This window comes from Streptomyces sp. CNB091 (genome assembly GCF_000377965.1).
The window spans coordinates 48,133-73,558 of sequence record NZ_KB898992.1 but is presented as its reverse complement, the minus strand read 5'-3'; the positions used below and the strand labels follow the sequence as shown (position 1 = coordinate 73,558).

The 25,426-nt window shown below is 71.8% G+C and carries 24 protein-coding genes; 16 read left to right on the top strand and 8 right to left on the bottom strand.

Annotated elements, in window-relative coordinates:
• Nucleotides 1–10: 10 nt before the first annotated feature.
• From D581_RS0106460 to D581_RS0106450, 3 genes are all read right to left on the bottom strand, one after another.
• Nucleotides 11–1,327, bottom strand: a complete 1,317-nt coding sequence (locus D581_RS0106460; RefSeq protein WP_026290268.1) for a serine hydrolase domain-containing protein — start codon at nt 1,325–1,327, stop codon at nt 11–13.
• Nucleotides 1,328–1,450: 123 nt separating this feature from the next.
• Nucleotides 1,451–1,954 carry a GNAT family N-acetyltransferase gene (locus tag D581_RS0106455; RefSeq protein WP_018956408.1) on the bottom strand — a complete coding sequence of 168 codons (504 nt, stop codon included), beginning with the start codon at nt 1,952–1,954 and terminating at the stop codon, nt 1,451–1,453.
• Nucleotides 1,955–2,049: 95 nt separating this feature from the next.
• Nucleotides 2,050–4,083 (bottom strand): NB-ARC domain-containing protein, encoded by a 2,034-nt coding sequence (locus tag D581_RS0106450; RefSeq protein ID WP_018956407.1) that lies wholly within the window; start codon nt 4,081–4,083, stop codon nt 2,050–2,052.
• 245 nt (nt 4,084–4,328) lie between these two features.
• Between D581_RS0106450 and D581_RS0106445 the strand changes: the two genes are divergently transcribed.
• The 9 genes from D581_RS0106445 (at nt 4,329) to D581_RS0106405 (ending at nt 12,916) form a co-directional block, all read left to right on the top strand.
• Nucleotides 4,329–5,039, top strand: coding sequence for an alpha/beta fold hydrolase (locus tag D581_RS0106445; protein ID WP_018956406.1), 711 nt, complete (start codon nt 4,329–4,331; stop codon nt 5,037–5,039).
• Entirely contained in the window at nt 5,036–5,251 is a 216-nt protein-coding gene (locus tag D581_RS0106440) for a hypothetical protein (protein ID WP_018956405.1), read from the top strand. Before D581_RS0106445 ends, D581_RS0106440 begins: the two co-directional genes overlap by 4 nt.
• A gap of 91 nt (nt 5,252–5,342) precedes the next feature.
• Nucleotides 5,343–5,882, top strand: coding sequence for a DUF6630 family protein (locus tag D581_RS0106435; protein ID WP_018956404.1), 540 nt, complete (start codon nt 5,343–5,345; stop codon nt 5,880–5,882).
• Nucleotides 5,883–6,054: 172 nt separating this feature from the next.
• Nucleotides 6,055–6,216, top strand: coding sequence for a hypothetical protein (locus D581_RS1000000141580; RefSeq protein ID WP_018956403.1), 162 nt, complete (start codon nt 6,055–6,057; stop codon nt 6,214–6,216).
• Between the two features lie 764 nt (nt 6,217–6,980).
• Nucleotides 6,981–8,333, top strand: coding sequence for an ABC transporter substrate-binding protein (locus D581_RS0106425; RefSeq protein ID WP_018956402.1), 1,353 nt, complete (start codon nt 6,981–6,983; stop codon nt 8,331–8,333).
• Nucleotides 8,334–8,340: 7 nt separating this feature from the next.
• Nucleotides 8,341–9,309, top strand: coding sequence for a carbohydrate ABC transporter permease (locus D581_RS0106420; protein ID WP_018956401.1), 969 nt, complete (start codon nt 8,341–8,343; stop codon nt 9,307–9,309).
• Between the two features lie 17 nt (nt 9,310–9,326).
• Nucleotides 9,327–10,280: a carbohydrate ABC transporter permease gene (locus D581_RS0106415; protein WP_018956400.1), complete on the top strand. Its 954-nt coding sequence runs from the start codon at nt 9,327–9,329 to the stop codon at nt 10,278–10,280.
• Nucleotides 10,281–10,443: 163 nt separating this feature from the next.
• Nucleotides 10,444–12,045 carry a glycoside hydrolase family 13 protein gene (locus D581_RS0106410; protein WP_018956399.1) on the top strand — a complete coding sequence of 534 codons (1,602 nt, stop codon included), beginning with the start codon at nt 10,444–10,446 and terminating at the stop codon, nt 12,043–12,045.
• Between the two features lie 205 nt (nt 12,046–12,250).
• On the top strand, nt 12,251–12,916 hold the full coding sequence (locus D581_RS0106405) for a lysophospholipid acyltransferase family protein (RefSeq protein WP_018956398.1): 666 nt from the start codon (nt 12,251–12,253) through the stop codon (nt 12,914–12,916).
• 26 nt (nt 12,917–12,942) lie between these two features.
• Here D581_RS0106405 and D581_RS0106400 read toward each other — a convergent pair whose 3' ends face one another.
• Nucleotides 12,943–13,527 carry a DinB family protein gene (locus D581_RS0106400; RefSeq protein WP_018956397.1) on the bottom strand — a complete coding sequence of 195 codons (585 nt, stop codon included), beginning with the start codon at nt 13,525–13,527 and terminating at the stop codon, nt 12,943–12,945.
• A 255-nt stretch (nt 13,528–13,782) separates the two neighbouring features.
• Between D581_RS0106400 and D581_RS0106395 the strand changes: the two genes are divergently transcribed.
• On the top strand, nt 13,783–14,580 hold the full coding sequence (locus D581_RS0106395) for a VOC family protein (RefSeq protein ID WP_018956396.1): 798 nt from the start codon (nt 13,783–13,785) through the stop codon (nt 14,578–14,580).
• 25 nt (nt 14,581–14,605) lie between these two features.
• Here the strand turns inward: D581_RS0106395 and D581_RS0106390 are convergent, their stop codons facing one another.
• Both D581_RS0106390 and D581_RS0106385 read right to left on the bottom strand, forming a co-directional pair.
• A complete protein-coding gene (locus D581_RS0106390; RefSeq protein WP_018956395.1) occupies nt 14,606–15,454 on the bottom strand; it encodes an endo alpha-1,4 polygalactosaminidase in 849 nt (282 codons plus the stop codon).
• A 162-nt stretch (nt 15,455–15,616) separates the two neighbouring features.
• Nucleotides 15,617–16,537 carry a LysR family transcriptional regulator ArgP gene (locus tag D581_RS0106385; protein ID WP_018956394.1) on the bottom strand — a complete coding sequence of 307 codons (921 nt, stop codon included), beginning with the start codon at nt 16,535–16,537 and terminating at the stop codon, nt 15,617–15,619.
• Between the two features lie 66 nt (nt 16,538–16,603).
• Here D581_RS0106385 and D581_RS0106380 point away from each other — a divergent pair, with 66 nt between their 5' ends.
• The 3 genes from D581_RS0106380 to D581_RS0106370 all read left to right on the top strand — a co-directional run bounded on the left by D581_RS0106380 (nt 16,604) and on the right by D581_RS0106370 (nt 19,343).
• Nucleotides 16,604–17,215 (top strand): LysE/ArgO family amino acid transporter, encoded by a 612-nt coding sequence (locus tag D581_RS0106380; RefSeq protein WP_018956393.1) that lies wholly within the window; start codon nt 16,604–16,606, stop codon nt 17,213–17,215.
• A 322-nt stretch (nt 17,216–17,537) separates the two neighbouring features.
• Entirely contained in the window at nt 17,538–18,482 is a 945-nt protein-coding gene (gene afsA, locus D581_RS0106375) for a 2-oxo-3-(phosphooxy)propyl 3-oxoalkanoate synthase (RefSeq protein WP_018956392.1), read from the top strand.
• Between the two features lie 12 nt (nt 18,483–18,494).
• Nucleotides 18,495–19,343, top strand: coding sequence for an NmrA family NAD(P)-binding protein (locus D581_RS0106370; RefSeq protein WP_026290267.1), 849 nt, complete (start codon nt 18,495–18,497; stop codon nt 19,341–19,343).
• Nucleotides 19,344–19,560: 217 nt separating this feature from the next.
• On the opposite strand, the gene D581_RS0106365 is transcribed toward D581_RS0106370, so the two are convergent.
• Nucleotides 19,561–20,484, bottom strand: coding sequence for an MmyB family transcriptional regulator (locus tag D581_RS0106365; RefSeq protein ID WP_032752582.1), 924 nt, complete (start codon nt 20,482–20,484; stop codon nt 19,561–19,563).
• Nucleotides 20,485–20,646: 162 nt separating this feature from the next.
• On the opposite strand from D581_RS0106365, the gene D581_RS0106360 reads away from it, so the two are divergent.
• Entirely contained in the window at nt 20,647–21,687 is a 1,041-nt protein-coding gene (locus D581_RS0106360) for an NAD(P)-dependent alcohol dehydrogenase (RefSeq protein ID WP_018956389.1), read from the top strand.
• A 76-nt stretch (nt 21,688–21,763) separates the two neighbouring features.
• On the opposite strand, the gene D581_RS0106355 is transcribed toward D581_RS0106360, so the two are convergent.
• Complete coding sequence (locus tag D581_RS0106355; protein WP_018956388.1) at nt 21,764–22,135, bottom strand: ArsR/SmtB family transcription factor; 372 nt, start codon at nt 22,133–22,135, stop codon at nt 21,764–21,766.
• A 134-nt stretch (nt 22,136–22,269) separates the two neighbouring features.
• Between D581_RS0106355 and D581_RS0106350 the strand changes: the two genes are divergently transcribed.
• Together D581_RS0106350 and D581_RS0106345 are read left to right on the top strand one after the other, a co-directional pair.
• Complete coding sequence (locus tag D581_RS0106350) at nt 22,270–23,385, top strand: NADH:flavin oxidoreductase/NADH oxidase (protein WP_018956387.1); 1,116 nt, start codon at nt 22,270–22,272, stop codon at nt 23,383–23,385.
• Between the two features lie 299 nt (nt 23,386–23,684).
• On the top strand, nt 23,685–25,325 hold the full coding sequence (locus D581_RS0106345; protein WP_018956386.1) for an alpha/beta fold hydrolase: 1,641 nt from the start codon (nt 23,685–23,687) through the stop codon (nt 25,323–25,325).
• The last annotated feature ends 101 nt before the right edge of the window (nt 25,326–25,426 follow it).

Sequence of the window (25,426 nt, the reverse complement as noted above, 5' to 3'; positions counted from 1 at the left end):
CTTCCGTTTTCTATGGCCTCTCGTGCGTGGTTCCCGGCTTCCGGCGGTCGAGCAGCCGGCAGACGAAGTCTTCCTGGAGCTCGCGGAGCCCGGCCAGCAGGTGGGGGTTCGTCGAGCTGTTCACCTGGGAGGTGAGGGAGACGGTCAGCGATCGCTTGCCGTCCTTGGTCCCCGCGGCGAACTGCGTGTAGCCGGGGAAGTTGCCGGTGTGGCCGTACACGGTGCCGCAGCGCGTCGTGTACGAGAACACCGCGAGACCGGCCCTGTTGCGCCCGGGGCCGGCCGGTTCGGAGCTGCCTTCCACGAAGGAAAGCTGCTGCCGGCGGACCTCGGGGCCGAGGCCCAGCCCCCCGGCGTAGCCGCGGACGAAGGCTCCCAGGTCCCGGGGTGTGGAGACGATGCCGCCCGACGCCCACACGCCCGACGCGCCGAGTACCGTGCTGACGTCCTCGGGTGCGTTCGGCGAGTCCACCGCGTAGCCGTGCAGATAGGGCTCGGGCAGCCGGTAGCCCTGCGGGAGGCTGGTGTCTCGCAGGGCGAGCGGCCGGTACACGAGCTCGGCGAGGAGCTTCTCGTACCGCTGTCCCGTAGCCGCCTCGGCCATCAGCGCCACGGCGATGTTGTCGGAGTTGGAATAGTGGTACGCCGAGCCCGGCTCGAACCTCAGCGGGTCCCCGGCGACGTAGTCCAGCAGGCGGCGCGAGTCGAAGCGCCGGCGTGGGTCGGCCGTCAGCTCGGCGATGAAGGCCGGGGCCTCGGTGTAGTCGGGCAGCCCGCTGGTGTGGTTGAGGAGCTGGCGGAGCGTCACCCGGTGCCAGGCGGCGGGGAGCCGGGGCAGCCGTCGGCCGAGCGTGTCGTCCAGGCCGAGCGCACCCCGCTCGGCCAGTTGCAGGGCGACCGAGCCGCTGAAGCCCTTCGCCGTGCTGGCGATCCGCATGTGGTCGTTGGTCCTGGGCGGACGCCCGGTGCCGAGCTGTGACGTACCCGCCCGGTACACCTCGCTCCGGCCGCCCGCCGTGAGGACGGCGATGGCCCCGGGCGGCCCTCCCGGAGTGTCCACGAGCGCCTGGAGCCCCCGCCGCAGTCCAGGGTCGACCGGCCCGTGCGGGCCGTCGCCGTCACCGCCGACCGCGTGGGCTGCCGGGCCCGGCATCAGGCCGGCGAGCGATGCGGCCGCCAGGGCCGCGACGACGGCTCTTCGCCGCCGGGACCGACTACGGGGGCGGGGGAGCGGGGCATCAGGGCGAGGAGGTACGGGCACGGGGGCCTCCTGAAGGCGGTGGGCGTCGGGCGGAGCGGAGGCGTCCGCTCCCGCGAGCCCCAGCATCGGGCGGCCGGACGAGGCTTGCCCCCGAGGTGGACCATCCGGCTGATCCCCGCCGCACCGCCGACGCCGGGCAGCGCCGGTCACCCGACCGCTACCGGCCCCCTCTTCCTTCAGCGGTGCCGCTCAGTGCGCCGGGGGAGCGCCCCCGCTCAGGTCCAGGACGTACCGCCGCCCGGGGCGGTCGCCGAACATGACGTCCTCCAGCGGCTCGAACCCCGAGCGCGCCAGCACCGCGCGCGATCCCGTGTTGTCCAGCGTCGTCTCCGCGCGCAGTGCGGTGAGCCCGTACTCCCGGACCGCCAGGACGCAGACCTGCTGGACCGCCCAGGTGGCCAGCCCGCGCCCCGCGGCCTTCTCCGCTATGCGATAGCCCAGCTCGGCCGAGCCCTCCCGCACCTCGACGAGGTTGATCCGGCCCAGGACGCCGCAGTCGTCGTCCTCGATGACGTGGAAGTGGAGCAGCCCCGCGTCCTGCTCGGCGAGCAGCTCACGGTGCCGCTCGGCGAACGCGGCGAAGTAGTCGTCACCCCGGTCGGGAATGGACGCAGCGAAGTAGGCCCGGTTCTCCCGCTCGAAGGAGAGCAGAGCCTCGGCGTGGTCGGGACGGAGCCTGTTGATGGACGTCATACGGGGATGCTAAGTGGTGTCCCGTCGGGGTGTTCGGTGCCCAGCACCCGCATCCCGCATCCCGCATCCGGTGTCCGGCGTCCGGGCGGCTCGGGCTATCCGGGACGTCCGCGCTCCAGGGCGTGGGCCAGGCCGCGTTCCGCGTCGCCGGCCGAGGCGCGCCGGTAGGCCCGCTCGTACGCCGAGTCGCCCGCGGCCTGCCGGGCCCGGAGCTCCCACTGCTCGCGGATCGCCCCGAGCTCCGGGGTGCCCCGGTGGGGGTGGCCGATCATGCGCCAGTACGTGTGTCCGGTACCGGAGGCACGGGCCGCGGCCACTCCGTTCCCCTGGGCGGCGATGGACCCGGCGAGCAGATCGAGGCCGAGCGCTATGCCGAGGCTGTCGTGCAGTTCGTGTTTGCTCGCGAGCATCGCGCGCGCGTGGCTCTCGGCATGACGGGGGCGGTCCTGGAGAAGGTGGATGAGGGCGAGTTGGTGATCGGCGTACGCCCGTGCCCAGTGCTCGCCGAACCGCAGGCTGATCCGCTGGAGCCGCATGGCTTCCTCGTACGCCTCGTCGAGCCGGCCGAGCGCGGACAGGGCGAACAGCCGTATCACCCGGCAACGCAGCTGGGAGGGGGCGTCGGCGGGGTCGCCGTCGTGGTGGCTCAGCGCGCGGTCGCTGACGGCGTACGCGGTGAGCGGTCGCCCCATCATCAGGTACGTGAAGCCCATGGAGTGGGCCGCGAGCAGCACCGCCTCCGGGTCCCCGTCGCGGTGTGCGGCGTGCCGGCACTCCTCGCCGGTGCGGCGTGCCGCCTCGTGGTCGCCCTGCAGGGTCAGCGTGATGCCCAGGGCCCACAGCGCCCGGGTCCGGTGAGGGCCGGCGGAGAGCGGCAGGGCGAGCACCCGCTCCAGATACGTACGGGCCTGGTGCAGATGGCCGCAGCAGCTCCAGAAGAGTCCCGCGCACCCGGCCATCTCCATCGCCATCTCCGGGTCCTCGGCCAGCAGATGGTCCAGGGCCGCGCACAGGTCCGCGTGGGTGGCGGCGATCCGATGGTACCAGAGGACCTGCGACGGCCCGAGCCAGCCCGCGTACGCCTGGACGGCGACATGGGCGAAGTGCCGGGCGTGCCGGTCCGCGAGGAGCGCGTCCTCCGCCAGTTCGGCCAGCCACATCGCCCCGTACTCACGCAGCGTGTCCAGCATGCGGTAGCCGTCCCCGGTCCGCCGGAGCACGGACTGGTCGGCCAGACGTTCCAGGGCCGGGGCGATGGCCCCGGCCTCCAGCGGACCGCCCGCGCACACCGCCTCCGCGTCCGGGGTGGTGATGACGTCGCGGAAGACGGAGAGCCGTGCCCACAACAGCCGCTCCAGCGGTGCGCAGAGCTCGTGGCTCCAGCCGATGGTGGTGCGCAGGGCCCGGTGGCGGCGGGGCCAGACGGTGTCGTCGGTGAGCTCGTCCATACGGGAGGCCAGCCGTCCGGTGATCTCCTGCGCGCTGCTCTCGCGGAGCTGGGCGCAGGCGAGTTCGACGGCGAGCGGTATGCCGTCGAGCCGACGGCAGATCTCGGCGACGGCGGCCGCGTTCCCGGGGTCGTCGAGCGAGAGGGCCGGGGCGACGGCGGCCGCGCGATCGTGGAAGAGCCGGACGGCCTCGTCACCGTCGTCGCCCGCGGAGAGCGGGGGCACCTCGACGCACTTCTCGTCCGCCGCGCCCAACGGCTCCCTGCTGGTGGTCAGGACCGTCAGCCCCGGTGCCGAGGCGAGCAGTTCGGTCACGAGTCGCGCGCAGGGGCCGACGATCCGCTCGCAGCAGTCGAGAACGAGGAGCAGCCGCCGACCGGACAGCCATTCACCGAGTGCGGCCACGGGCCGGCGGGGGCTGTGGTCCAGCAGCCCGACGCCGTCGCAGACCGTGGTGGCGAGCAGTTGCTCGTCATGCAGATGGGAGAGGCCGGCCCACCAGACACCGTCGGCGTAGCGCTCCCGGGCTTGCTCGGCGGTGCGCAGGGCGAGCCGGCTCTTGCCGACCCCGCCGGGGCCGGTGAGTGTGACCAGCCGATGCTCTCGAAGTGCCCGTTCGACGCTGACCAGTTCGTTGTCGCGTCCGACGAAGCTGGTCGTCACGACGGGGAGGTTGCCCATCACGGGGACATCCTGCCTCGCCGCGGCCCACCGCCTCCGTTCATAGCGAAAAGCAGTCAGAAACGGCCGACAATGAATCCTGTTCGATCGGTAAGTGGCCTAGATCGAAAAGAGGATGGTGTGCCGGTGCCCCGACGCCCCGTTCCGGTGCTGCGAAGACAGCGGAGCGTCGGCGGCGGACGGGACGGCGGCGGACGGAACGGCGGCCGGGAGGCTCTGTCGTACCCCTGCGCTACGTTGCTGGCATGACGCAATTCGTACTGGTGGCAGGGGCCTGGCTCGGCTCGTGGGCGTGGCGCGACGTGGAGTCCGGCCTGCGCGCGGCCGGTCACGGGGTCCACCCGCTGACCCTTTCCTGCCTCGCCGACAGACAGGAAGCGGCGGCCGGTCAGCAGACCCACGTCCAGGACATCGTCGACGCGGTCGAGCGTCTGGACCTGCGCGACGTGGTGCTGGTCGGCCACAGCTACGCGGGCATTCCGGTCGGGCAGGCCGCCGAGCGGATCGGCGACCGGCTCGCCCGCGTCGTGTTCGTCGACTCCAGCGTTCCGGCCGACGGCGAGTCCTTCGTCTCCGGCTGGCCGGACGGCCGGGCCGGTGTCGAGGCCGCCATCGCCGCCAACGGGGGCTTCTGGCCGCCGCCGGCCGCCGCCGACTGCGCGGGCCAGGGCCTCACCGAGGAACAGCTCGCCCGGTTCCTCGACGGCTCGACCCCCCACCCCGGCGCCACGCTCACCGATCCCGCCGTTCTGGCCCGTCCCCTGGGCCTGCTGCCCGCGACGTACGTCAAGTGCCTGCTCGACGGGCCCGAGCCGAGCCCTGGGGTGACGGAGCTGCTGGCGGGCGCGCGGTGGCGGCTGGTCACGATGGACACCGGCCACTGGCCGATGTTCTCGCAGCCGGCCGAGCTCGCCCGCGTCCTGCTGGACACCGTGGGAACGGACGCCCGACGATGACGGCCTCACCCCGCCCGGAGCGGCGCTCCCCGGACGAAGCGGCCACGGAGCACCCGGAGATCACCTACATCGGATGCGCGCGTTGCGGCACCCTGATCGCGGGTCTCGACGGGCGGTACGCCTGTTCGGGCTGCGGCTGGGTCAACGAGTGGACCGAGGGCCACCGGCCCCTGCCCGAGGCCCGGCGGCGGCGCTCGGCGGAGACGGCCTAGAACTGGCCTAGAACACATCCCGGCCCCGCGCCCCGGCCCGGCCCGCGCCCTGCCTGCCGGTGCCCGCCCTGCGCCTCGAGGAGTGCACGACATGTCCGACCCGCACGACGCCGACGCGATCCGCACGGCCCTGGCCGAGATCGCCTGGCTGCTCGCCCCCGCGCGCCCCGCCGTGGCCGAGGAGGTGCTGCGCGCCCACGACAGTCCGCGCGACTACGTGCGCGCCTTCGGGGACCGCCTGGAGGGGCGGGGCATCGACGAGCCGGTGGACGCCCTCGCCTGGATCGCGCTCATCGACGCGCTCGACGCACACGGTCTGCTCGCGGAGTTCGACTGGAAGGAGGACACGCAGGAGATCCGGGCCCAGCTGAGCAAGCTGGAATCGAGGCCATCCGTGGATCCGTGGGAGCTCTTCGAGGCCGAGGAGGCGCTCCTGCCGACCGAGGAGTTCCTGCACGCCTGCGGACGCCGCTACCGGGAGACCGGTGCGGCGCTGGCCGTCCTCGACATCGAGTCCGACTGCTATCCGGTGGTGGGCCTGCGGGCGGCCCGTGCCGACGAGCTCACCGCGCTCGCCGCCCGCGCGGGCTTTCCCGTGCAGCACCTCGGCGCCGACCGCCGCAGACGGTGACAGGGCTCCGCCCGCGCCCCCGGGGGCGCGGGCAGGGCGCTGGTCCAGCAGACGCCGCAGGGTCCGCGCGCCGGAATGGAATCGCGGCCGCCGCCGCCCACCACGTACACTCGCCCCCGCCTCCGCCGACCGGCAGGGGCTTTTCGCACCAGACCACCGGGAAAAAAATCGTATGAGTTCCGCAGACAGCACCGAAGCACCGATCTACGCCGGCCTCGTGGAAGAGCACGGTGATGTGCCCGCCGAAGTACGCAGAGTGGCCGAGGAGGTCCTGCGCGAGGCCGACCGCGCCATCGACTTCGGCACGGTGCGGACGGCCGCCGCGGCACGTTGAGGGCCGCTCGGGTTCCGCAGGCCGGCACCCCCGGCCGCAGCCGCCTCGCGGCGGCCATGTTCATCACAGGACGATAAACGTCCTGCAACTATTGCCATATTCTTGCGTTCGTGACGCGATGGTTTGCTGAACAGCCGTCGTCAGTGAAAGCGGGTGAGGCTGCGGTAGGCCGGGCGTCCGACGTCGCGCCCGATGCCGCCGCGGCCCCCGGCCACCCCGTCGCGACCGCCCGGCGGCCGTGCTTCGGTGAGCGGTCCACGCAGGCGCGTGGAGAGCGCTCCCAGCCGGCCGCCGAGGGGCGACGGGCAGCAGCGCCGACCCCGCGCGCGCCGTCGGCCGGGCTCCGCCCACCGGGCGGTTTCTCGCCCGTTTTCCATGGTGGCCCACGCTCTGTCGCCGATGTCCGCGCTCGTGGGTATCTCTTGCGGGTGTCGCGCGCCCCGCGGTACGTCACCCGTCGCAGGCTGCCGCACCTCCCTTGCCCCGAGGCTCCCGCCGCCCGGCCGCTTCCGTGGGGGCGGCGGCCGCCCCTGCCTCGGTCCCGCACGGCGCCCGCGGTCCCCGCTCGACCCTCGCACGGGGTCCCGCCTCCATGGTTCTCCATGGTTTCTTCCGTCGGTGGGCCCGCAGCGGGCAAGGACTGTCAAAGATTTACGAAATCAACGTGACATCTTGCGGACATTCGTCGGCGGTGGTTGAGTGTGGCTCGCCGCACAGCTCGGGGCTGTGGGCTTCCCGCACTCCTGCCCTAGAGGGGTCCACCGATGAGAAGCTCTGTTCTTCGTCGTACCTGCGTCACCGCCGTCGCCACCGCACTGACCATCACCGGCCTGGCCGCCTGCAGTTCCGAGAGCGACAGTGCCGCGGACGGCAAGACGCGCATCACGGTCAACTGCTGGCCCCAGCCGAGTGCGAAGACCGACCACAAGCGGTTCGACGAGGACGTCAAGACGTTCGAGAAGCAGAACCCCGGCATCGACGTCACCGCGCACGACGCCTTCCCCTGCCAGGACCCCAAGACCTTCGACGCGAAGCTGGCCGGCGGCCAGATGGAAGACGTCTTCTACACGTACTTCACCGACACCGAGCGCGTCGTCTCCATCAACCAGGCCGCGGACATCACCGAGTACGTCAAGGACCTCAAGGCGTACAAGGACATAGCCCAGCCCCTGCGCGACGCCTACACCGTCGACGGCAAGGTCTACGGCATCCCGCGCACCAACTACTCCATGGGCCTGCTCTACAGCAAGCCGCTCTTCGTCAAGGCCGGTCTCGACCCGGACAAGCCGCCGGCCACCTGGGAAGAGGTCCAGGCGGCGGCCAAGAGGATCGCCGCCCTCGGCGACGGCACCGTCGGCTTCGCCGAGTACAGCGCCCAGAACCAGGGCGGCTGGCACTTCACCGCCTCGATCTACTCCCAGGGCGGCACGGTCGTCAGCGAGGACGGCAAGAAGGCCACGGTCGACACCCCCGAGGGCAAGGCCGTCCTGCAGAACCTCAAGGACATGCGCTGGCGCGACAACTCCATGGGCGCCAAGCAGCTGCTCATCATCAACGACACCCTCCAGATGATGGGCTCCGGCAAGCTCGGCATGTACCTGGCCGCCCCCGACAACGTCCCGCGCATCGTCAAGGAGGCCGGCGGCGCGTACGAGGACCTCGCGTTCGCCCCGATGCCCGGCGGCAAGGGCACCCTCATGGGCGGCGACGGCTACATGTTCAACAAGAAGGCCACCCCGGAGCAGATCAAGGCCGGCCTCAAGTGGCTGGAGTGGACCTTCCTCACCCCGGGCCAGGGCTACATGAACAACTACGCCCGCGCCGCCGAGGACAAGTCCCCGGTCGGTCTGCCCGAGCCGCGCCTGTTCACCGGCGCGACCGACGCCAAGGACCAGGAGCTGAAGAAGGCGTCCGCCAACGTCCCGGTCGAGAACTACCAGGCCTTCATCGACGGCGGCCAGCAGCTCGACATGAAGCTGGAGCCCAAGCACGGCCAGCAGATCTACGCGGTCCTCGACGGCGCCGTCTCGGCGGTCCTGACGAAGAAGGACGCGGACGTCGACGCCCTGCTGAAGGACGCCCAGTCCAAGATCGACGGAATCCTGGCCCGGGGCTGAGAGAGCCATGAAGACCACGTCCCGACCCGCACCGCCCGCGAGGCCGCGGTCCGCAGGCACGACGCCTCCCCCGGGAGACGCGAGCAGGGCGGGCCGCGGGCCCCTCGGCCCGCTGCGCAGGAAGATCGCCGACCAGGCCACCGCCTACGGGTTCCTGATCGGCGGCCTGCTCTGCTTCATCCTGTTCTCCTGGTACCCGGCCGTCCGGTCGGTGATCATCGCGTTCCAGAAGTACACCCCCGGCTCCGACCCCGAATGGGTCGGCACCGCGAACTTCTCCCGCGTCTTCCAGGACCCGGAGTTCGCCGCCGCCTGGCGCAACACCCTCACCTTCACCGTGCTCGCCCTGGTCATCGGGTTCGCCATCCCGTTCGTCATGGCCCTCGTCCTCAACGAACTGCGGCACGCCAAGGCCTTCTTCCGGGTCGTCGTCTACCTCCCCGTGATGATCCCGCCGGTGGTCAGCGCCCTGCTGTGGAAGTGGTTCTACGATCCGGGCGCGGGCCTGGCCAACGAGGTGCTCGGCTTCCTCCACCTGCCGACGTCGAACTGGACCAACGGCGCCGACACCGCGCTCGTCTCGCTCGTCGCCGTCGCCACCTGGGCCAACATGGGCGGCACCGTCCTCATCTACCTCGCCGCCCTCCAGGGCATCCCCGGCGAGCTGTACGAGGCCGCCGAGCTGGACGGCGCGTCCGTCTGGCAGCGCGTCCGGCACGTCACGATTCCGCAGACCCGCTTCATCATCCTGATGCTGATGCTCCTCCAGGTCATCGCGACGATGCAGGTGTTCACCGAACCCTTCGTCATCACCGGCGGCGGCCCGGAGAACTCCACCGTCACGGTGCTCTACCTGATCTACAAGTACGCCTTCCTCTACAACGACTTCGGCGGCGCGTCCGCCCTCAGCGTGATGCTCCTGCTGGTGCTCAGCGCCTTCTCCGCCCTGTATCTGCGACTCACCCGCACCGACTGAGAGGAGCGTCGCCCGCCATGACACAGACAGCTCCGCCCCCGGTACAGAAACCGCCCACCGTCCGCGCCAGGAAGTCCGGCGATGCCCCGGCCGAGCGGTCCTCACGTACCGTCATCTCGCCGCTGGCACTCGCCGGACGCCGCGGCAAGGTCGCCTACTGGTCGGTGTTCACCCTCGTCGTCCTGCTCTTCGCGTTCGCGTTCCTCTTCCCCGTGTACTGGATGGTCACGGGCGCGATGAAACCGCCCGAGGAAGTGGTGCGCACCCCGCCCACCCTCGTCCCCGAGCAGTGGCGGGTGAGCGGCTACACCGACGCCTGGGACCTCATGCGGCTGCCGACCCACCTGTGGAACACGGTCGTCCAGGCGACCGGCGCCTGGGTGCTCCAGATCGTCTTCTGCACGGCCGCCGCCTACGCCCTGTCCAAGCTCAAGCCCGCCTTCGGCAACATCATCCTCGGTGGAATCCTCGCCACTCTCATGGTCCCCGTGCAGGCCCTCGTCGTACCGAAGTACCTCACCATCGCGGACATGCCGCTGATCCACGTCAACCTGCTGAACGACCCGCTGGCCATCTGGCTGCCGGCCGTCGCGAACGCCTTCAACCTCTACCTGCTCAAACGGTTCTTCGACCAGATCCCGCGCGACGTCCTGGAAGCCGCCGAGATCGACGGGGCGGGCAAGCTCCGCACCCTGTGGTCCATCGTCCTGCCCCTGTCGAGACCCGTCCTCGGCGTCGTGTCGATCTTCGCGCTGGTCGCCGTGTGGCAGGACTTCCTCTGGCCCCTGATGGTCTTCTCCGACACCGACAAGCAGCCGATCAGCGTGGCACTGGTGCAGCTCTCGCAGAACGTCCCGCTGACCGTGCTGATCGGGGCCATGGTCATCGCGAGCATCCCGATGGTCCTCATGTTCCTGGTCTTCCAGCGTCACATCATCGCCGGAATCAGCGCCGGCAGCACAAAAGGCTGACCGCACCGGACGGCACCGCCTGTGCCGCCCACCCGGACCCGCCGCCGCCCCCGGCCTTCCCGCCCCGCTCCGGGGCGGCGGCGTCAGAACCTCCCGCCCCCTGTCGCGCGGACCGGCCCACACCCCGCCGGCCACCGCGCCCCGCCCGAAAGGAACCCGCCTTATGGAAGGCAGCCAGCTTGCCGCCGACGACTGGTGGCGCTCGGCCGTCATTTACCAGGTCTACGTCCGCAGCTTCGCCGACGGCGACGGCGACGGCACCGGCGATCTGACGGGCGTACGGTCCCGGCTGCCCTACCTGGCCGAACTCGGCGTCGACGCCCTGTGGTTCACCCCCTGGTATCTCTCCCCGATGGCGGACGGCGGGTACGACGTGGCCGACTACCGGGCCATCGACCCCTCCTTCGGAGACCTCGCGGAAGCCGAGAAGCTCATCGCCGAAGCCCGCGAGGCGGGGATCAGGACCATCATCGACATCGTTCCCAACCACGTCTCCGACCAGCACGTCTGGTTCAGGGCCGCCCTGGTGGCGGGCCCCGGCAGCGCGGAGCGGGAACTCTTCCACTTCCGGCCCGGCCGCGGCGAACACGGCGAACTGCCCCCCAACGACTGGGAGAGCGAGTTCGGCGGGGTGCCCTGGACCCGTGTCGAGGACGGCGAGTGGTACCTCCACCTCTTCGCCACCGAGCAGCCCGATCTCAACTGGGCGCATCCGGCCGTACGCCAGGAGCACGAGGACGTCCTGCGCTTCTGGTTCGAACGCGGCGTCGCCGGGGTGCGCATCGACTCCGCCGCCCTCGTCGCCAAGGACCCGGCGCTCCCGGACCTCGACGGGCACCCGGGGCCCCACCCGTACATCGACCGGGACGAACTGCACGACATCTACCGGGGCTGGCGAGCCATCGCCGACGCGTTCGGCGGCATCTTCGTCGGCGAGGTGTGGCTGCCCGACTCCGAGCGCTTCGCCCGCTACCTCCGCCCCGACGAACTGCACACCGCCTTCAACTTCACTTTCCTCAGCTGTCCCTGGGACGGCGCACTGCTGCGCCGCGCCATCGACGAGACCCTCGCCGAACACGCCCCCGTCGGAGCCCCCGCCACCTGGGTCCTCTGCAACCACGACGTCACCCGCACCGTCACCCGCTACGGCCGCGAGGACAGCGGCTTCGCCTTCACGGCCAAGGCGTTCGGCGTCCCCAGCGACCTGGATCTGGGCACCCGCCGCGCCCGCGCCGCCGCCCTCCTCTCGCTCGCCCTGCCCGGCTCCGTCTACCTCTACCAGGGCGAGGAACTGGGCCTGCCCGAGGCCGACGTACCGCTGGACCGCATCCAGGACCCCATGTACTTCCGCTCCCAGGGCCGGGCCCCCGGCCGCGACGGCTGCCGCACCCCGCTGCCCTGGGCGGCCGGCGAACCCTTCGCCGGCTTCGGCTCCACCGTCGAACCCTGGCTCCCGCTCCCCGCCGACTGGCCGGGCCGCGCGGCCGACCTCCAGGCACAGGACCCCCACTCCATGCTGGCCCTCTACCGCGAGGCCCTGCGGCTGCGGCGCACCCTGACCGCGCTGCACACCGAACCGCTGCGCTGGCTGAACGAGGAACCCGGCCTCCTGATGTTCACCCGAGGCGAGGGCCTGGTCTGCGCCGTCAACCTCGCCGAGGAACCCGCCCGGCTCCCCACCCACACCGAGGTCCTCCTCACCAGCGGCCCCCTGGACGCCGGAGGCCGGCTCCCCCGGGACACGGCGGTGTGGCTGGCCCTCTGAACCGGTACGGCACACGGTCCGGGGTGTCCCGGTAGCCCGGGACGCCCCGATTGTGGGGGTGATCGACCAGGGGCCTGAGTACCCGCACTCAGGCCCCACGCCCCGGCCGCCAGGACGATGAGGGTGTGGCGGGCGAAGCCGGGAGAGGCGGACCCCGCACCGCCGTCACCACGACGGCCCCCGCCCGCCGAACCCCGGGAGAACCGTGCTCAGCCGCATCGCCGCCGCCGTCGTCCCCTCGCTCGGACGACTCACGGTCACGTCCGACCACGCCACGGCCCCGGCCGCCGGCAGCATCATCGTCGCCAACCACACCTCCCTGGCCGACCCGGGCATCGTCCTCGCCGCACTGCTGCGCCTCGGCGTCGAACCCGTCGTCATGGCCACCGCGGGGCTGTGGCGCATACCGGTCCTCGGCCGGCTCCTGGAACGCGGCGGCCACGTGCCCGTGCACCGGAACACCGACCGGGCCGCGGCCGCCCTCGACGCGGCGGCCGTCGCGCTCGGGGACGGCCGTCACCTGCTCATCTACGGAGAAGGACGGCTGCCCTGCCGCACGGACGCGGCGGAGGCTCCGCCGGAGAGCTTCCGCAGCGGCCTCGCCCGTCTCGCGCACGCGTCCGGCGCGCCCGTCGTGCCGCTCGGCCAGGCGGGAGCCCGCCGGGTGACCTCGGGCCCCCGCGTCAAGCAGATCTCCGGGCTCCTCACCGCTCCGGCCCGCCGCCCCCGGCTCCACGTCCACGTCGGCGCCCCGCTGTGTCTCCCGCCGGATGTCGAGGCGGCGACCGCCACGGCCCGCGAAGCCGTCACCGCGGCCTGGCGCACCGCCGCGCACCACCTCGGCGAACCCGCGGCGCTCGCCGGCCGCTGAACGGCGACGGAACGGGGGAGGAGCGACTACCCGGCCTCCCGCGCCACCTGCTCCAGGCGCTGCCGGTACTCCTCCCACCACGCGCGGTCGCCCGGCGGCATGTTGTCGGTGCCGGACCGCAGTCCGACCGTCCCGTCGACGAGCTCCCGGACGATGTCGGCGTGGCCGACGTGCCGCTGGAGGTCGGCGATCACATGGATCAGGATCTGGTGCAGCGTCACGCGGCTCCGCTCGCCGGGCCACCACCGGACGTGCCCGACCGCGTCGAGCGGCAGCTCGGCGATCGTGGCGTCCGCGTGCTCCGCCACCCGGCGGTAGAGGGCGAGGATGTCCTCGCGCGACTCGTCGGCGGCCGCCCACATGTCCTGGTTCGCCTCGGCACCGTCCCCGAAGGCGGGCGGCGTCTCGCCGAACGGCCGGCGGAACGTCTCGCCGAAGTAGCCCAGCTCCACCCCGGCGGCGTGCTTGACCAGCCCGAGGAGATTGGTGCCGGTCGGCGTCAGAGGGCGCCGGACGTCGTACTCGCAGAGCCCTTCGAGCTTCCAGAGCAGGGCGTCGCGAGCGGACTGCAGATAGTGCTGGAGGTCAGCCTTCGGCTGCGGGTCGGTCATGGGGGCAGTCTGCCACCGGGCACTGACACGCGGTCCCCGCCCAGGGCGGTCCGGATGTGCGCACCGCACCGTTCCGGAACGCGGCCCGGGTGGCGGCGACGACCCCGGCGGCGTAGGTATGGAGGCGTGCCGTTCCAGGGACGCCCGACGCCACGGAGCGCACCGGCCTGCGGCGGCCGGTGACCAGCAGGCGCACCCGCCGGACCGGCGTCCGCGTCCGGCGGCTCACCACCGGGGACGAGGAGACGGATCCCGATGACCGCGGCAGAGCAGAGCACCCCGGTGCACGGCGTCCCGTGCTGGGTCAGTCTCATGACCCCGGACGTGCGGGCCGCCCAGGACTTCTACGGGACCGTCCTCGGGTGGACCTTCCGCTCCGGCACCCTCGGCGAGGGCTTCACTGTCGCCCACCTCGACGCCCTGCCGGTCGCGGGGGTCGCCCGGATCGCCCCTGGTCTGCCCAACGCCGTCTCCTGGACCCCGTACTTCGCCGTCGATGACGCGGACGCCACGGCGGCCCGGGTCCGGGAACGGGGCGGCACCATCGCCGTCGGCGCGATCCGGCTGGGCCCCGGGCGGGGGGCCGTGGCCGCCGACCGGGAAGGGGCCGGATTCGGCTTCTGGGAAGGCCGGACCCCGCCCTGGTCGTTCGGCCGCGACAATCCGCCCGCCTCCATCGAACTGCGGACGAGCCACGCCTTCGACTGCGCGATCTTCTATGCCGAGGTGTTCGGCTGGGCCTCCGAGGAACCCGGCGGCTGCGAGGTCGGCTACGCGTACGAACAGGACGCGGTCGTCGTACGGCAGGGCGGCCGCACCGTGGCCACGCTGCGCGGAGGCGGTGACGCCTCGTCCCCCGACCCCCGGCTGCGCCCGCGCTGGCACGTCCGGTTCCCGGTCGCGGACCCGGAAGCGGCCACCGCGGCGGCCCGCGCGGCGGGCGGCACGGTGGGACCGATGGTGGACTCGCCCGCCGACGGAACCGAAGCGGTGATCAGGGACCCTCACGGCGGCATCTTCACCGTCTGCGCCCAACCGCCGGACGCCCCCTGAGCCCGCCCGTTCCCGAAAGCGCCCTTCAGCAGGTGCGGAACACGTACCCCGGCTGTCCGGCCGGCCGGACGTCGAGATCCCGGCGCACCACCGAGACCTTCGCCCCCACGGACGAACAGGCCTTCGTGTAGTCGTCGTCGGTGTACTCGACGACGAACACCCTGTCGTCGTACGCGGAGGCGTAGGCGTCGCACTCGTCGTACCGGCCGCACTCCTCGGCGACGGCGAAGTCGAACCCGATCGTCTCCCGCTGCTCCAGCAGATCGGTGGTGTTCTTCTGGCCGATCGCCAGCCCGGCGGCGTGCGCCCGGTCGGCCAGGAGCTTCGCGAACGCCGCGTTGTGCGCCTGGGTCAGCAGCCCTTCCGACCGTTCGTAGGAGTCCAGGTTGTCCGGCTCCACCGCCTGGAAACCGGACTGCGCACAGCCGTCGACCCAGCCCCCGACGATGTCCGCCAGCCGGGTGCGCTTGTCCGCGGTCGAGGTGTCGAGCAGCGCCTCGCCCCACTCCTCGTCATTGACCAGGCCGCCGTCGCCGTCGCGCAGCAGCAGATCGGGGTTGTCCTTCTCCCATCGGTCCAGCGCGTCGGGCTGGGTCTGGAAGGCGTTGACGTAACAGACGTTGTACAGGCCCTCGGCCGGCTCGTCGCCACGGTCGCGGGAGACCGCCCCGACCCCGGCCGGCGGGGTGTACGCGCCGCCGATCTGGTAGTCGAAGGTCACGTCGGCCCCGGGCGGCACGACCTCGGGCGCTGCTCCCGAGGCGAAGGCGTTGGACAGCAGCAGTCCCGCTCCCGTCGCGACGGCGACACCGCCGGCCAGACCGGCGAGCGTGCTTCGGCGGCGGAGGAACGTACGGACGACGTGCTGGGACATGCGTGACTCCCCTGCGTGGGCTTTCGAACCTGCCCTCACATCATGGACGGCCGGTCATGAGCGAATGAGCGCCGGCCCGATGCCGCGCCGCGACCGAACGGGCGCGAGACGCGTACTCCTTCGGGCTCAGCGACAGCAGCACCTCCCTGATCCGGGCGCCGTTCAGTCCGGCCAGTCGCCGTCGAGTGCCTCGGCGGCTTCCGCCGCCACCGCCTCGGCGACGGCCGCCAGGGCAGCTGATTCGAGCTTCCACTGCTGCCAGTACAGCGGGACGTCCACGGTGTGGTCCCGGGCGAGCCGCACCAGCCGGCCCTCGCTCAGCAACGGCTCCGCCTGGACTTCGGGCACCATGCCCCAGCCCATGCCCGACGCCACGGCGTTCGCGAACCCCTCCGACGTGGGTACCAGGTGGCGCCGGGCGCTCGGCCGGGGGTCGAGGACGAGCCGGCGCACGAAGGCGTCCTGAAGATCGTCGCGCCGGTCGAAGCCGATCACCGGGGCGTCGCCGATCAGCTCGCGCAACGCGGCGCCCTCCCGCCGCCCCAGCCACCGGTCGGCGAAACCGGGACTGGCCACCGGCAGATACCGCATGCGACCCAGCCGGCGCACCGAGCAGCCCGTCACCGCCTCCGGCGACGAGGTCACCGCGGCCATCGCCAGCCCCTCCCGCAGCAGGGCGGCCGTATGGTCCTGGTCCTCCCGGCGCAGCTCGTAACAGAGCCCCAGCTCCTCCGGCACGCGCCGCAGGGCGGGCAGGAACCAGGTCGCCAGCGAATCGGAGTTCACCGCGATCGGCAGGAGCGTCGGCTCGCCCGGCCCGGACAACCCGAGCGCCGCCTGTGCGTCGTGCTCCAGCCGGGCGAGCTGGCGGGCGAAGCGCACCACCACCTCACCAGACTCGGTGGGCCGCACCGGCTTCGTACGCATCAGCAGTACCCGGCCCGTGCGCTGCTCCAGCGCCTTCACCCGCTGGCTGACCGCCGACGGCGTCAGGCGCAGGGCGTTCGCCGCCGCGTCGAAGGTGCCCTCGTCGACCACGGCCAGCAGGGTCCGCACCTGATCGAGAGGAAGCTCGGACATCATGAATGCTAATGATACGTAAGAATCTTTAGCTGGACACCATGATTTCTCGCTCCGTAGCGTCGCCCCATGACGAACGCTCTGACCACCGCAGCCGCCGGTTTCGGCACCGGCCTCTCGCTCATCGTCGCCATCGGAGCCCAGAACGCGCTGGTGCTGCGCCAGGGCGTCCGCCGTGACGGCGTGCTCGCGGTGGTCGGGATCTGCGCCCTGTCCGACGCGGTGCTCATCGCGCTGGGAGTCGCCGGCGTCGGCGCTCTCGTCGTGGCCTGGCCGTCGGCGCTGACGGTGGTGGCTCTGCTCGGCGGGGTGTTCCTGATCGGCTACGGCCTGCTCGCCGCGCGCCGGGTCCTGCGGTCGTCGGCCCTGCACGCGGGGGACGCTCCGGCTGCCTCGCGCCGGGGTGTGGTGCTGACCTGCCTGGCGATGACCTGGCTGAACCCGCACGTGTACCTGGACACCGTGTTCCTGCTCGGGTCCGTCGCCTCTGACCGAGGGCCGTTGCGCTGGACCTTCGGCCTCGGTGCGATCCTCGCCAGCGTGTGCTGGTTCGCCGCGCTCGGGTTCGGCGCCCGGCTGCTGAGCGGAGTCCTCGCGCGGCCCTCCGCGTGGCGGGTGCTGGACGGGCTGGTCGCCGTGACGATGATCGGCCTCGGGGCGAAGCTGGCGCTGAGCGCCTGAGCGCCTCCCGTGCCCAGCGGCGTCCCTGGACGCTCCACGCGTCCAGGGACGAGGCCGCTCGCCCGGCGTACCATGCCCATGATCGCCATCTTTCGACAGGATCGGTGCCATGCGGGAAAAGGGAACGGGTACGGCCTTTCGCGCGGTCGGCGCCGGGGGAATTCCGGTAATCGTCGCGACCCGGCAGATGCATTTCCCGGAGGCCCGCGGGGTGTGGAGCCTCGTTCGGACATGGAGAAAATAACCGACTATTCTGTATCTTGTCCTACCAGTACGCGCATCGCAGGAACGGCTCGCCACTACATGACCCCTGGGGGGAGTTATGCCCGAAGCAGCAGTCTTGATCGATCCGGTGCCGACTACGGACGTGGAGGCCGAGGTGGTGCATCCCGTGGGGATCGACATGGTGCACCGGACCAGGCCGGAGGACGCCTTCCCGCGGAACTGGGTACGCCTGGGACGCGACCGGTTCGCGGTGGAGGCGGTTCTTCCGCACGACCACCCCTTCTTCGCTCCGGTGGGCGACGACCGGCACGATCCCCTGCTGGTCGCGGAGGCGATGCGGCAGGCGGCCATGCTCGCCTTCCATGCCGGGTACGGGATCCCGCTCGGCTACCAGTTCCTGATGACGGGACTGGACTACGTCTGCCATCAGGAACATCTGGCGGTGGGGGGCGCGCCCACCGAGATCGACGTGGAGGTGTTCTGCTCCGACCTGAAGTGGCGGAGCGGGCTCCCGGCGCAGGGGCGGGTCGGCTGGGCGGTGCACCGGGACGGTCAGCTCGCCGCGACGGGGATGGGGGCGACCCGGTTCAGCACGCCCCAGGCGTACAGGCGGATGCGCGGCGACGCCCCGGCAGAAGGAATATCCATACCGGAGACCGTGCCGGTTCCGGCCGTCCTCGCAGGCCGTGCCCGCGCCGAGGACGTGGTGCTCTCGGAGACGGGGCAGAACGGAGTCTGGGAACTGCGCGTGGACACCCGGCATCCCACCCTCTTCCAGCGCCCCAATGACCATGTCCCGGGCATGTTGCTGCTGGAGGCGGCCCGCCAGGCGGCGTGCCTGGTGGCAGGGCCCGCCGGAATCGTTCCGGTGGAGGCGAGCACCCGGTTCCACCGGTACTCCGAGTTCGGCAGGCCGTGCTGGATAGGGGCGGTGGCCCTGCCGGGGGAGGACGAGGATACGGTGACGGTCCAGGTGACAGGGCGTCAGGACGACGAGACGGTCTTCTCCACGGTCCTGTCCGGCCCCCGGGTCGACGGCTGAGAGGTTGTTCGAGTGATTCTCGTGACGGGTGCGACCGGAGCAGTGGGCCGTGAGGTCGCCGGACAGCTCGCGGAGGCCGGCCCCGTGCGCGTTCTCGCGCGCCGCCCCGAGCGGCTCACCGTGCGGGGAGCAGGGGTCGAGGTCGTCGGGGGGGAGTACGGGGACCGCGCCGCTCTCGACCGGGCCCTGCGGGACGTCGCCTCGGTGTTCCTGGTGACGAACAGCCCGACGGAGCCCGACGACGAGCGGGTCGCCGCGGCGGCGGCCGCGGCGGGCGTACGCCACCTTGTCAAGCTGTCCATGATGGCGGTGGAGGAGCCGGGCGCCGACGACTTCATCACCCGACGTCAGCGGGAGAACGAACAGGCGATCAGGGATTCGGGCGTCCCGTGGACGTTCGTGCGCCCCAGGACGTTCATGTCCAACACCCTTTCGTGGGCCCCCGGCATCCGGTCGGCGGGAGTGGTGCGCGCCCTGTACGGCGACGCTCCCGTAGCGTGCGTCGACCCGCGCGACGTCGCCGCGGTGGCCGTCGCCGTTCTCACCGGTACCGGGCACGAGGGCAGGGCGTACGCCGTGTCCGGCCCGGAGGCGATCACCGCGCGCGAGCAGACGGCCCAGCTCTCCCGGGTGCTGGGGCGGCCTCTGCGCTTCGAGGAACTGGGCGTGGACGCCGCGCGTACGGCCCTGCTGGCGAAGTATCCGCCGCCCGTCGCGGAGGCCTTCCTGCAGAGCGCGGAGCGGCAGCGGGCGGGCGCGAAGGCGTCCGTGGTCCCCACGATCCAGGAACTGACGGGCCGTCCGGCGAGGCCGTTCCGGAGCTGGTCGGCCGAGCACGCGGAGGCTTTCGCACCGGAATAGGGCTGCTTCGCGGGTGAACGGAGAACCATTGTTCCTCGGGGGCGGAAGATAAGCGCGACCGCGCATGTATTCCCTTTTCTCGACCGCTTTCACGGCGCACGGTGAGCGCGGGCGCAGAAAAGGGCCCGGAGTGGCTGCCGTATTTATCCGTACTCCGCAAAGAAGGCCGGTGGGTGAATTCGGCGACTCCTGACCTCCGTGTCACGCGGGACAGCCCTCAGCCGGCGCGGCCCCGCCTCGCGTCGCCGATGACGTCGGCCCGGCCCGCGTCCGCTCCCCAGCTCGCCAGCAGGCGCAGGGCCTGGGAGGACTCCGAGCCCGGCTCCGCGTGGTAGGTCACCAGATGCTGCTCCTCGTCGTCCGGGAGGTTCAGCGTCTCGTACGACAGAGTCAGCTCGCCGACGAGCGGATGCCGCAGCAACTTGATGCCGTGGCCCTTCTCCTTCACGTTGTGCGTGGCCCACAACCGCCGGAACTCCTCGCTCTTGACCGAGAGTTCGCCCACCAGCGCCGACAGCTCCGGATCGTCGGGGTGGCAGCCCGCGTACAGCCGCAGATAGCTGACCATGTCCGAGGCCTTGGAGTCCCAGTTCACGAACAGGTCCCGGTAGGCGGGGGAGAGGAACACCAGCCGCGCCCAGTTCCGCTCAGCCGACGGCAGCGCACCCCAGTCACCGAACACCGCGGCCGCCATCGGATTCCAGGCGAGGACGTCGGACCGCGCCCCGGTCACGTACGCGGGGATGCCGTCCATGCTGTCGAGCAGGTACAGCAGGCCCTTCCGCACCCGCTGCACCCTGGCCGTGCGGCGCTTCTTCCTGTGCTGCGCGGGCTTGGCCAGGTGGGTCAGATGCGCGCTCTCGGCGTCCGTGAGCCGCAGCGCACGCGCGATCGCGTCGAGCACCTCGGCCGACACATTGCGCCCGTTGCCCTGCTCCAGGCGCGTGTAGTACGCCACCGACACCCCGGCCAGCTGTGCCAGCTCCTCCCGCCGGAGACCGGGCACCCGGCGGCGCCGGCCGAACTCCGGAAGACCCACGTCCCCCGGCTGGAGCTTGGCCCTCCGCGTGCGCAGGAACTCACTCAGCTCGGCGCGCCCGTCCATCGGCTCGGGGGCGGCGGCCTCTGGTCGATCGTCCATGGCTTCCATTATTCCGGTGATTCCTGGTCGCAGGAGCCTGAGCCTGTCCCCGTCAGTAGTAGGACCGCTGGGCGTAGGCAAAGCGGTGACCTGGGTAAACACCCGTCGCGACGCGATGCTGGGAGACGTTCCTACCGCATCACCCAGAGGAGAACCTCCGGCATGACCACCGTTGCCGCCTACGCCGCTCCCCGTGCCAAGGCCCCGCTGGAGCGCACCACGATCGAACGCCGCCCGGTGGGAGAGTTCGACGTGCTGATCGACATCAAGTTCGCCGGGATCTGCCACTCCGACATCCACCAGGCCCGCGACGGCTGGGGAGAGGGCATCTTCCCGATGGTGCCCGGCCACGAGATCGCCGGGATCGTCGCCGAGACCGGCCCCGGGGTCACCCGGTTCAAGGTCGGCGACCGCGTCGGCGTCGGCTGCATGGTCGACTCGTGCGGAGCGTGCGACGCGTGCCTGATGGGACGCGAGCAGCACTGCGCGGAGGGTAACACCCAGACGTACAACGCCCTCGACCGCGGCGGCGAGCCCACGTACGGCGGCTACTCGACGCACATCGTCGTGGCCGAGACGTTCGCCCTCTCCATCCCCGAGGGCATCGCCCTGGACGAGGCCGCGCCGCTCCTGTGCGCGGGCATCACCACCTACTCCCCGCTCAAGCGCTGGGGCGCGGGCCCGGGCAAGAAGGTCGCCGTCGTCGGCCTCGGCGGTCTCGGCCACATGGCCGTCAAGATCGCGCACGCGCTCGGAGCCGAGGTCACCGTCCTCTCCCAGTCGCTGCGGAAGAAGGACGACGGGCTCAAGCTGGGCGCCGACCACTACTACGCGACCAGCGATCCGCGGACCTTCGAGGAACTGGCCGGCGCCTTCGACGTCATCCTCTCCACGGTCTCGGCCCCGCTGGACTTCGGCGCCTACCTCGCTCTACTGCGGACCGACGGCACCCTGGTCAACGTGGGCGCCCCCGAGGAGCCGATCTCGCTGAACCTGTTCTCCCTGATCCTGGGCAACAAGTCGATCGCGGGTTCGATGATCGGCGGGATCGAGGAGACCCAGGAGATGCTGGACTTCTGCGCCGTGCACGGGCTCGGCGCCGAGATCGAGGTGATCGGCGCGGGTCAGGTCAACGAGGCGTACGAGCGGGTTCTCGCCAGCGACGTCCGCTACCGCTTCGTCATCGACACAGCGACGATCTGAGGCGTCGGCCGCCCGGCCGCCCCTCCCACGCGAATGTCCGCCCCGAGCGCCTGAGGTGCTCGGGGCGGACGCGTACTCATCCCCCGGCGGCCCGGTCCGGTGCGCCTGCCGACCGGCGAGCCCCTTCCAGGACGGCCGGGAGCAGCCCCGGGAAGAGCGCCTCCAGGTCGTCCTCGCGCAGTTGGCTGAGGCGGGAGGTCCCCTCGTAGTGCTGGCGGATGACGCCCGCCTCGCGCAGCACCTTGAAGTGGTGGGTGCTGGTGGACTTGCTCACCGGGAGGTCGAACGCGATACAGGCCATGTCGCTGTGCCCGTCCGCCAGCTCGCGGGCGACGCGCAGCCTGATGGGGTCGGCCAGGGCGTGCAGGACCGCCTCCAGACGGATCTCTTCCCTGGGCGGATGGGCGAGCTGTCGCCCGGACGCGGCTCCGCGTGCTGTGGTGGACATGGGTGGCCAGCCTCCTCGGGGTCCCTCTCAAAGTACGAGAAACATCGTAGTTTGACAATCGCCGTACTACGATGCCTATCGTACTTACCTCGGTGTCGCCATCCGGCGACGCCCCCACATGAGGAGACGTACCGGTGAGTGCCTTGTTCACGCCCCTGACCCTGAGGTCCCTGGAGATCCCCAACCGTGTGTGGATGTCTCCGATGTGCATGTACTCCGCGGCCGCCGACGGGCCGGAAGCAGGCGTTCCGACGGACTTCCACCTCACCCATCTCGCGGGTCGCGCTGCCGGAGGCGCCGGGCTCGTGATGGCGGAGGCCACCGGCGTGCGCCCGGACGGCCGGATCAGCCCGTGGGACCTGGGCCTGTGGAACGACCGCCAGCAGGAGGCCTTCGCCCGGATCGCCGCGGCGATCGCCTCACACGGATCGGTGCCCGCGATCCAGCTCGCCCACGCCGGACGCAAGGCCTCGACCGACCGGCCCTGGCTCGCCGACCGCTACGTGCCCGAGGAGGAGGGCGGCTGGACGGCCGTCGCCCCCAGTGCCGTCGCGTTCGAGGGGCTGCCCGTGCCGCACGAACTGACCGAGGAGGAGATCCGGCAGCTGGTGCGTGACTTCGCCGCGGCCGCCGAGCGTGCCCTCGCCGCGGGCTTCCGGGTGGTCGAGATCCACGGCGCACACGGCTACCTGATCAACTCCTTTCTCTCCCCGGCCGCCAACCGACGCACCGACGCCTACGGCGGAAGCTGGGAGAACCGGCTGCGCTTCCCCCTCCAGGTGGTCGACGCCGTCCGCGCGGTGTGGCCGGACGATCTGCCGGTCCTCTTCCGCACCTCGGCCACCGACTGGCTGACCGAGAACCCCGAGGACCCGCGCGAGGGCTGGACCGGTGACGACACCGCCCGCCTCGCCCACGAACTGGCCGCACACGGCGTCGATCTGCTCGACGTCTCCACCGGCGGCATCGTCCGCGACGCCGCGATCTCCGCACACCCCGGCTACCAGGTCCCCTTCGCCGAACAGGTCCGGCGGACGGCCGGCATCCCCACCTCCGCCGTGGGCCTGATCCTCGACGCCGGCCAGGCCGAGGAGATCGTCGCGGCGGGGCGGGCGGACGCGGTCATGATCGGCCGTGAGATGCTCCGTGATCCGCACTGGGCCCATCACGCGGCCGAGGCCCTGGCGGCCGGGTCCCGCTGGCCCGACCAGTACGGCTACGCCCTGGCGCGCCGCCCCGCCCAGGTCTGACCGCCCACCGGGCCGGACCGGGCGGCCCGCGCTCCTTTCCCGGCCGCCCCCCGGGCCATCCCCCGGCTGCGCCTCCCCGAGGCGGCCTACGCGCAGTACCGCGCCGAAATGACGAGCCTCGCCCGGCAACCCGCCCGCGTCGAAGCCTCGCTGACGCCCGCACCCGGCAACCTGCCCCTGCGGGAGTGGACCGGCGGTCCTGGACCCGGGAACCCGACGAAAGGGGGAGGTGACCCCCCGCCGAGTTGGGGTGCCAGCCCCAGTGATCCCCAACGGTCCTTCTCCTAGCGTCTATTGATGTGAGTTACGCACAGGACGCAGAGAAGACCATCCAACCCCTGGCGGCCGCCCGCACCACCACGGCCGCCCGGACGACCGCCAGGGCCGCCGCCGCGGGCCTGGCCCTGGCCCTCGCGGCGGGCATCACGGCGTCACCGGCCCTGGCCACCGCACGGCCCGGGCCGGAACCCCGTACGGTCGCACCGCCGACGACCGCCGGAGCGCTCGACCGCTATTACCACCAACCCCTGGACTGGGGCACCTGTATGAGCTCCCCGCAGGACGAGACGGGCAGAGACCTGGACAGGGCGGGCGTGCAGTGTGCCGACGTCACGGTCCCGCTGGACTACACAGCCCCCGGGGGCCGGACGATCACGGTCGCGATATCCCGTCTGAAGGCCACCGACACCCGCCGCCGCATCGGCGCGATCCTCCTCAACAACGGCGGCCCCGGCGGCCCGGCCGTGGATTCCCCGCCGATCGTCCGCACGGCGATGAAGGAGGTCGGCCCGCGCTACGACATCGTCGGCTTCGACCCCCGCTTCGTCGGCCGGAGCACCCCGCTGGACTGCGGCTGGCCCGTCAGCTTCACCTGGTTCTCGGCCGGTGCGAGCCGGGCGGGCTTCGACCGCCAGGTGGCGCTGAGCAAGAGCCTGGCCGACAAGTGCCGCGCCACGAACGCCTCGGTGCTCCCGCACATCAGCACCCGCAACACAGCCAGGGACATGGACGTGATCCGGGGCGCACTGGGCGAGCGCAAGATCTCCTACCTGGGCTATTCGTACGGCACCTACCTGGGCACGGTCTACACCCAGATGTTCCCCGGCCGCTACGACCGGATGGTCCTGGACGGAGCGGTGGGTCCGGACGACTACAACCCGCGCCTGCTGAAGAACACCGTGCGCGAGAACGAGCAGGCCCTCTCCGCCTGGGCCGCCTGGACGGCCACCCGCCACACGACGTACGGCCTGGGCCGCTCCCGTACCGCGGTGCTCTCCACCATCGACCACGTCATGGCGAAGGCGGCCCGCGCCCCGCTGACGCTCGGCACCGGCCCCGACGTCTTCCGGGTCGACGACACCCACATACCGACGCTGCTCTTCATGGGCGTGGCCGACGACGTCGACGGCTCGCGGGACCTCCTCGCCCAGCAGGTGGCGGCACTGTCCCGGGCGTCGAAGGGCCGTGAGACTCCGTTGCCCCCGGGGTTCGCGGAGACGCTGCGTCTCCTGTTCTCCGGCGCGGGCTCCTCCTTCGGCAGCTCCCAGACGGCGATCATCTGCGGTGACGTACCGGCCCCGCGCGAGACCGAGCGCTACTGGCGCGACATCCAACGGAGCCGTGGCGCACACCCCCTGTTCGGCCCCCTCACCGAGAACATCGGCCCCTGCGCCTTCTGGGACGCGCCACGGGAAGCCCCCACCCGTATCAGCCACGACGCCCCCGTACTCCTGGTCGCGGCCACGGGCGACCCACGCACCACCTACCGGAGCACCACCACCCTGCACAGCAGGCTTCCGGGCTCCAGGCTCCTCACCCTGGAGAACGCCAACCGTCACGCTCTGTACGGGGAGTACGGGAACGCCTGCGTGGACACCGAGGTCAACCGCTACCTCGCGACGGGGCGGCTCCCGAAGAGGGACGAGACCTGCGTGAAGTGACCCGGGGCGGGAGACCGCCTCCCGCCGGTGTACGGGCGGCCTAGCGTCGGAGGATGCCGGGCACCCGGCCCACTCCGTACCGTCCGAGGCGTCGGGCGAAG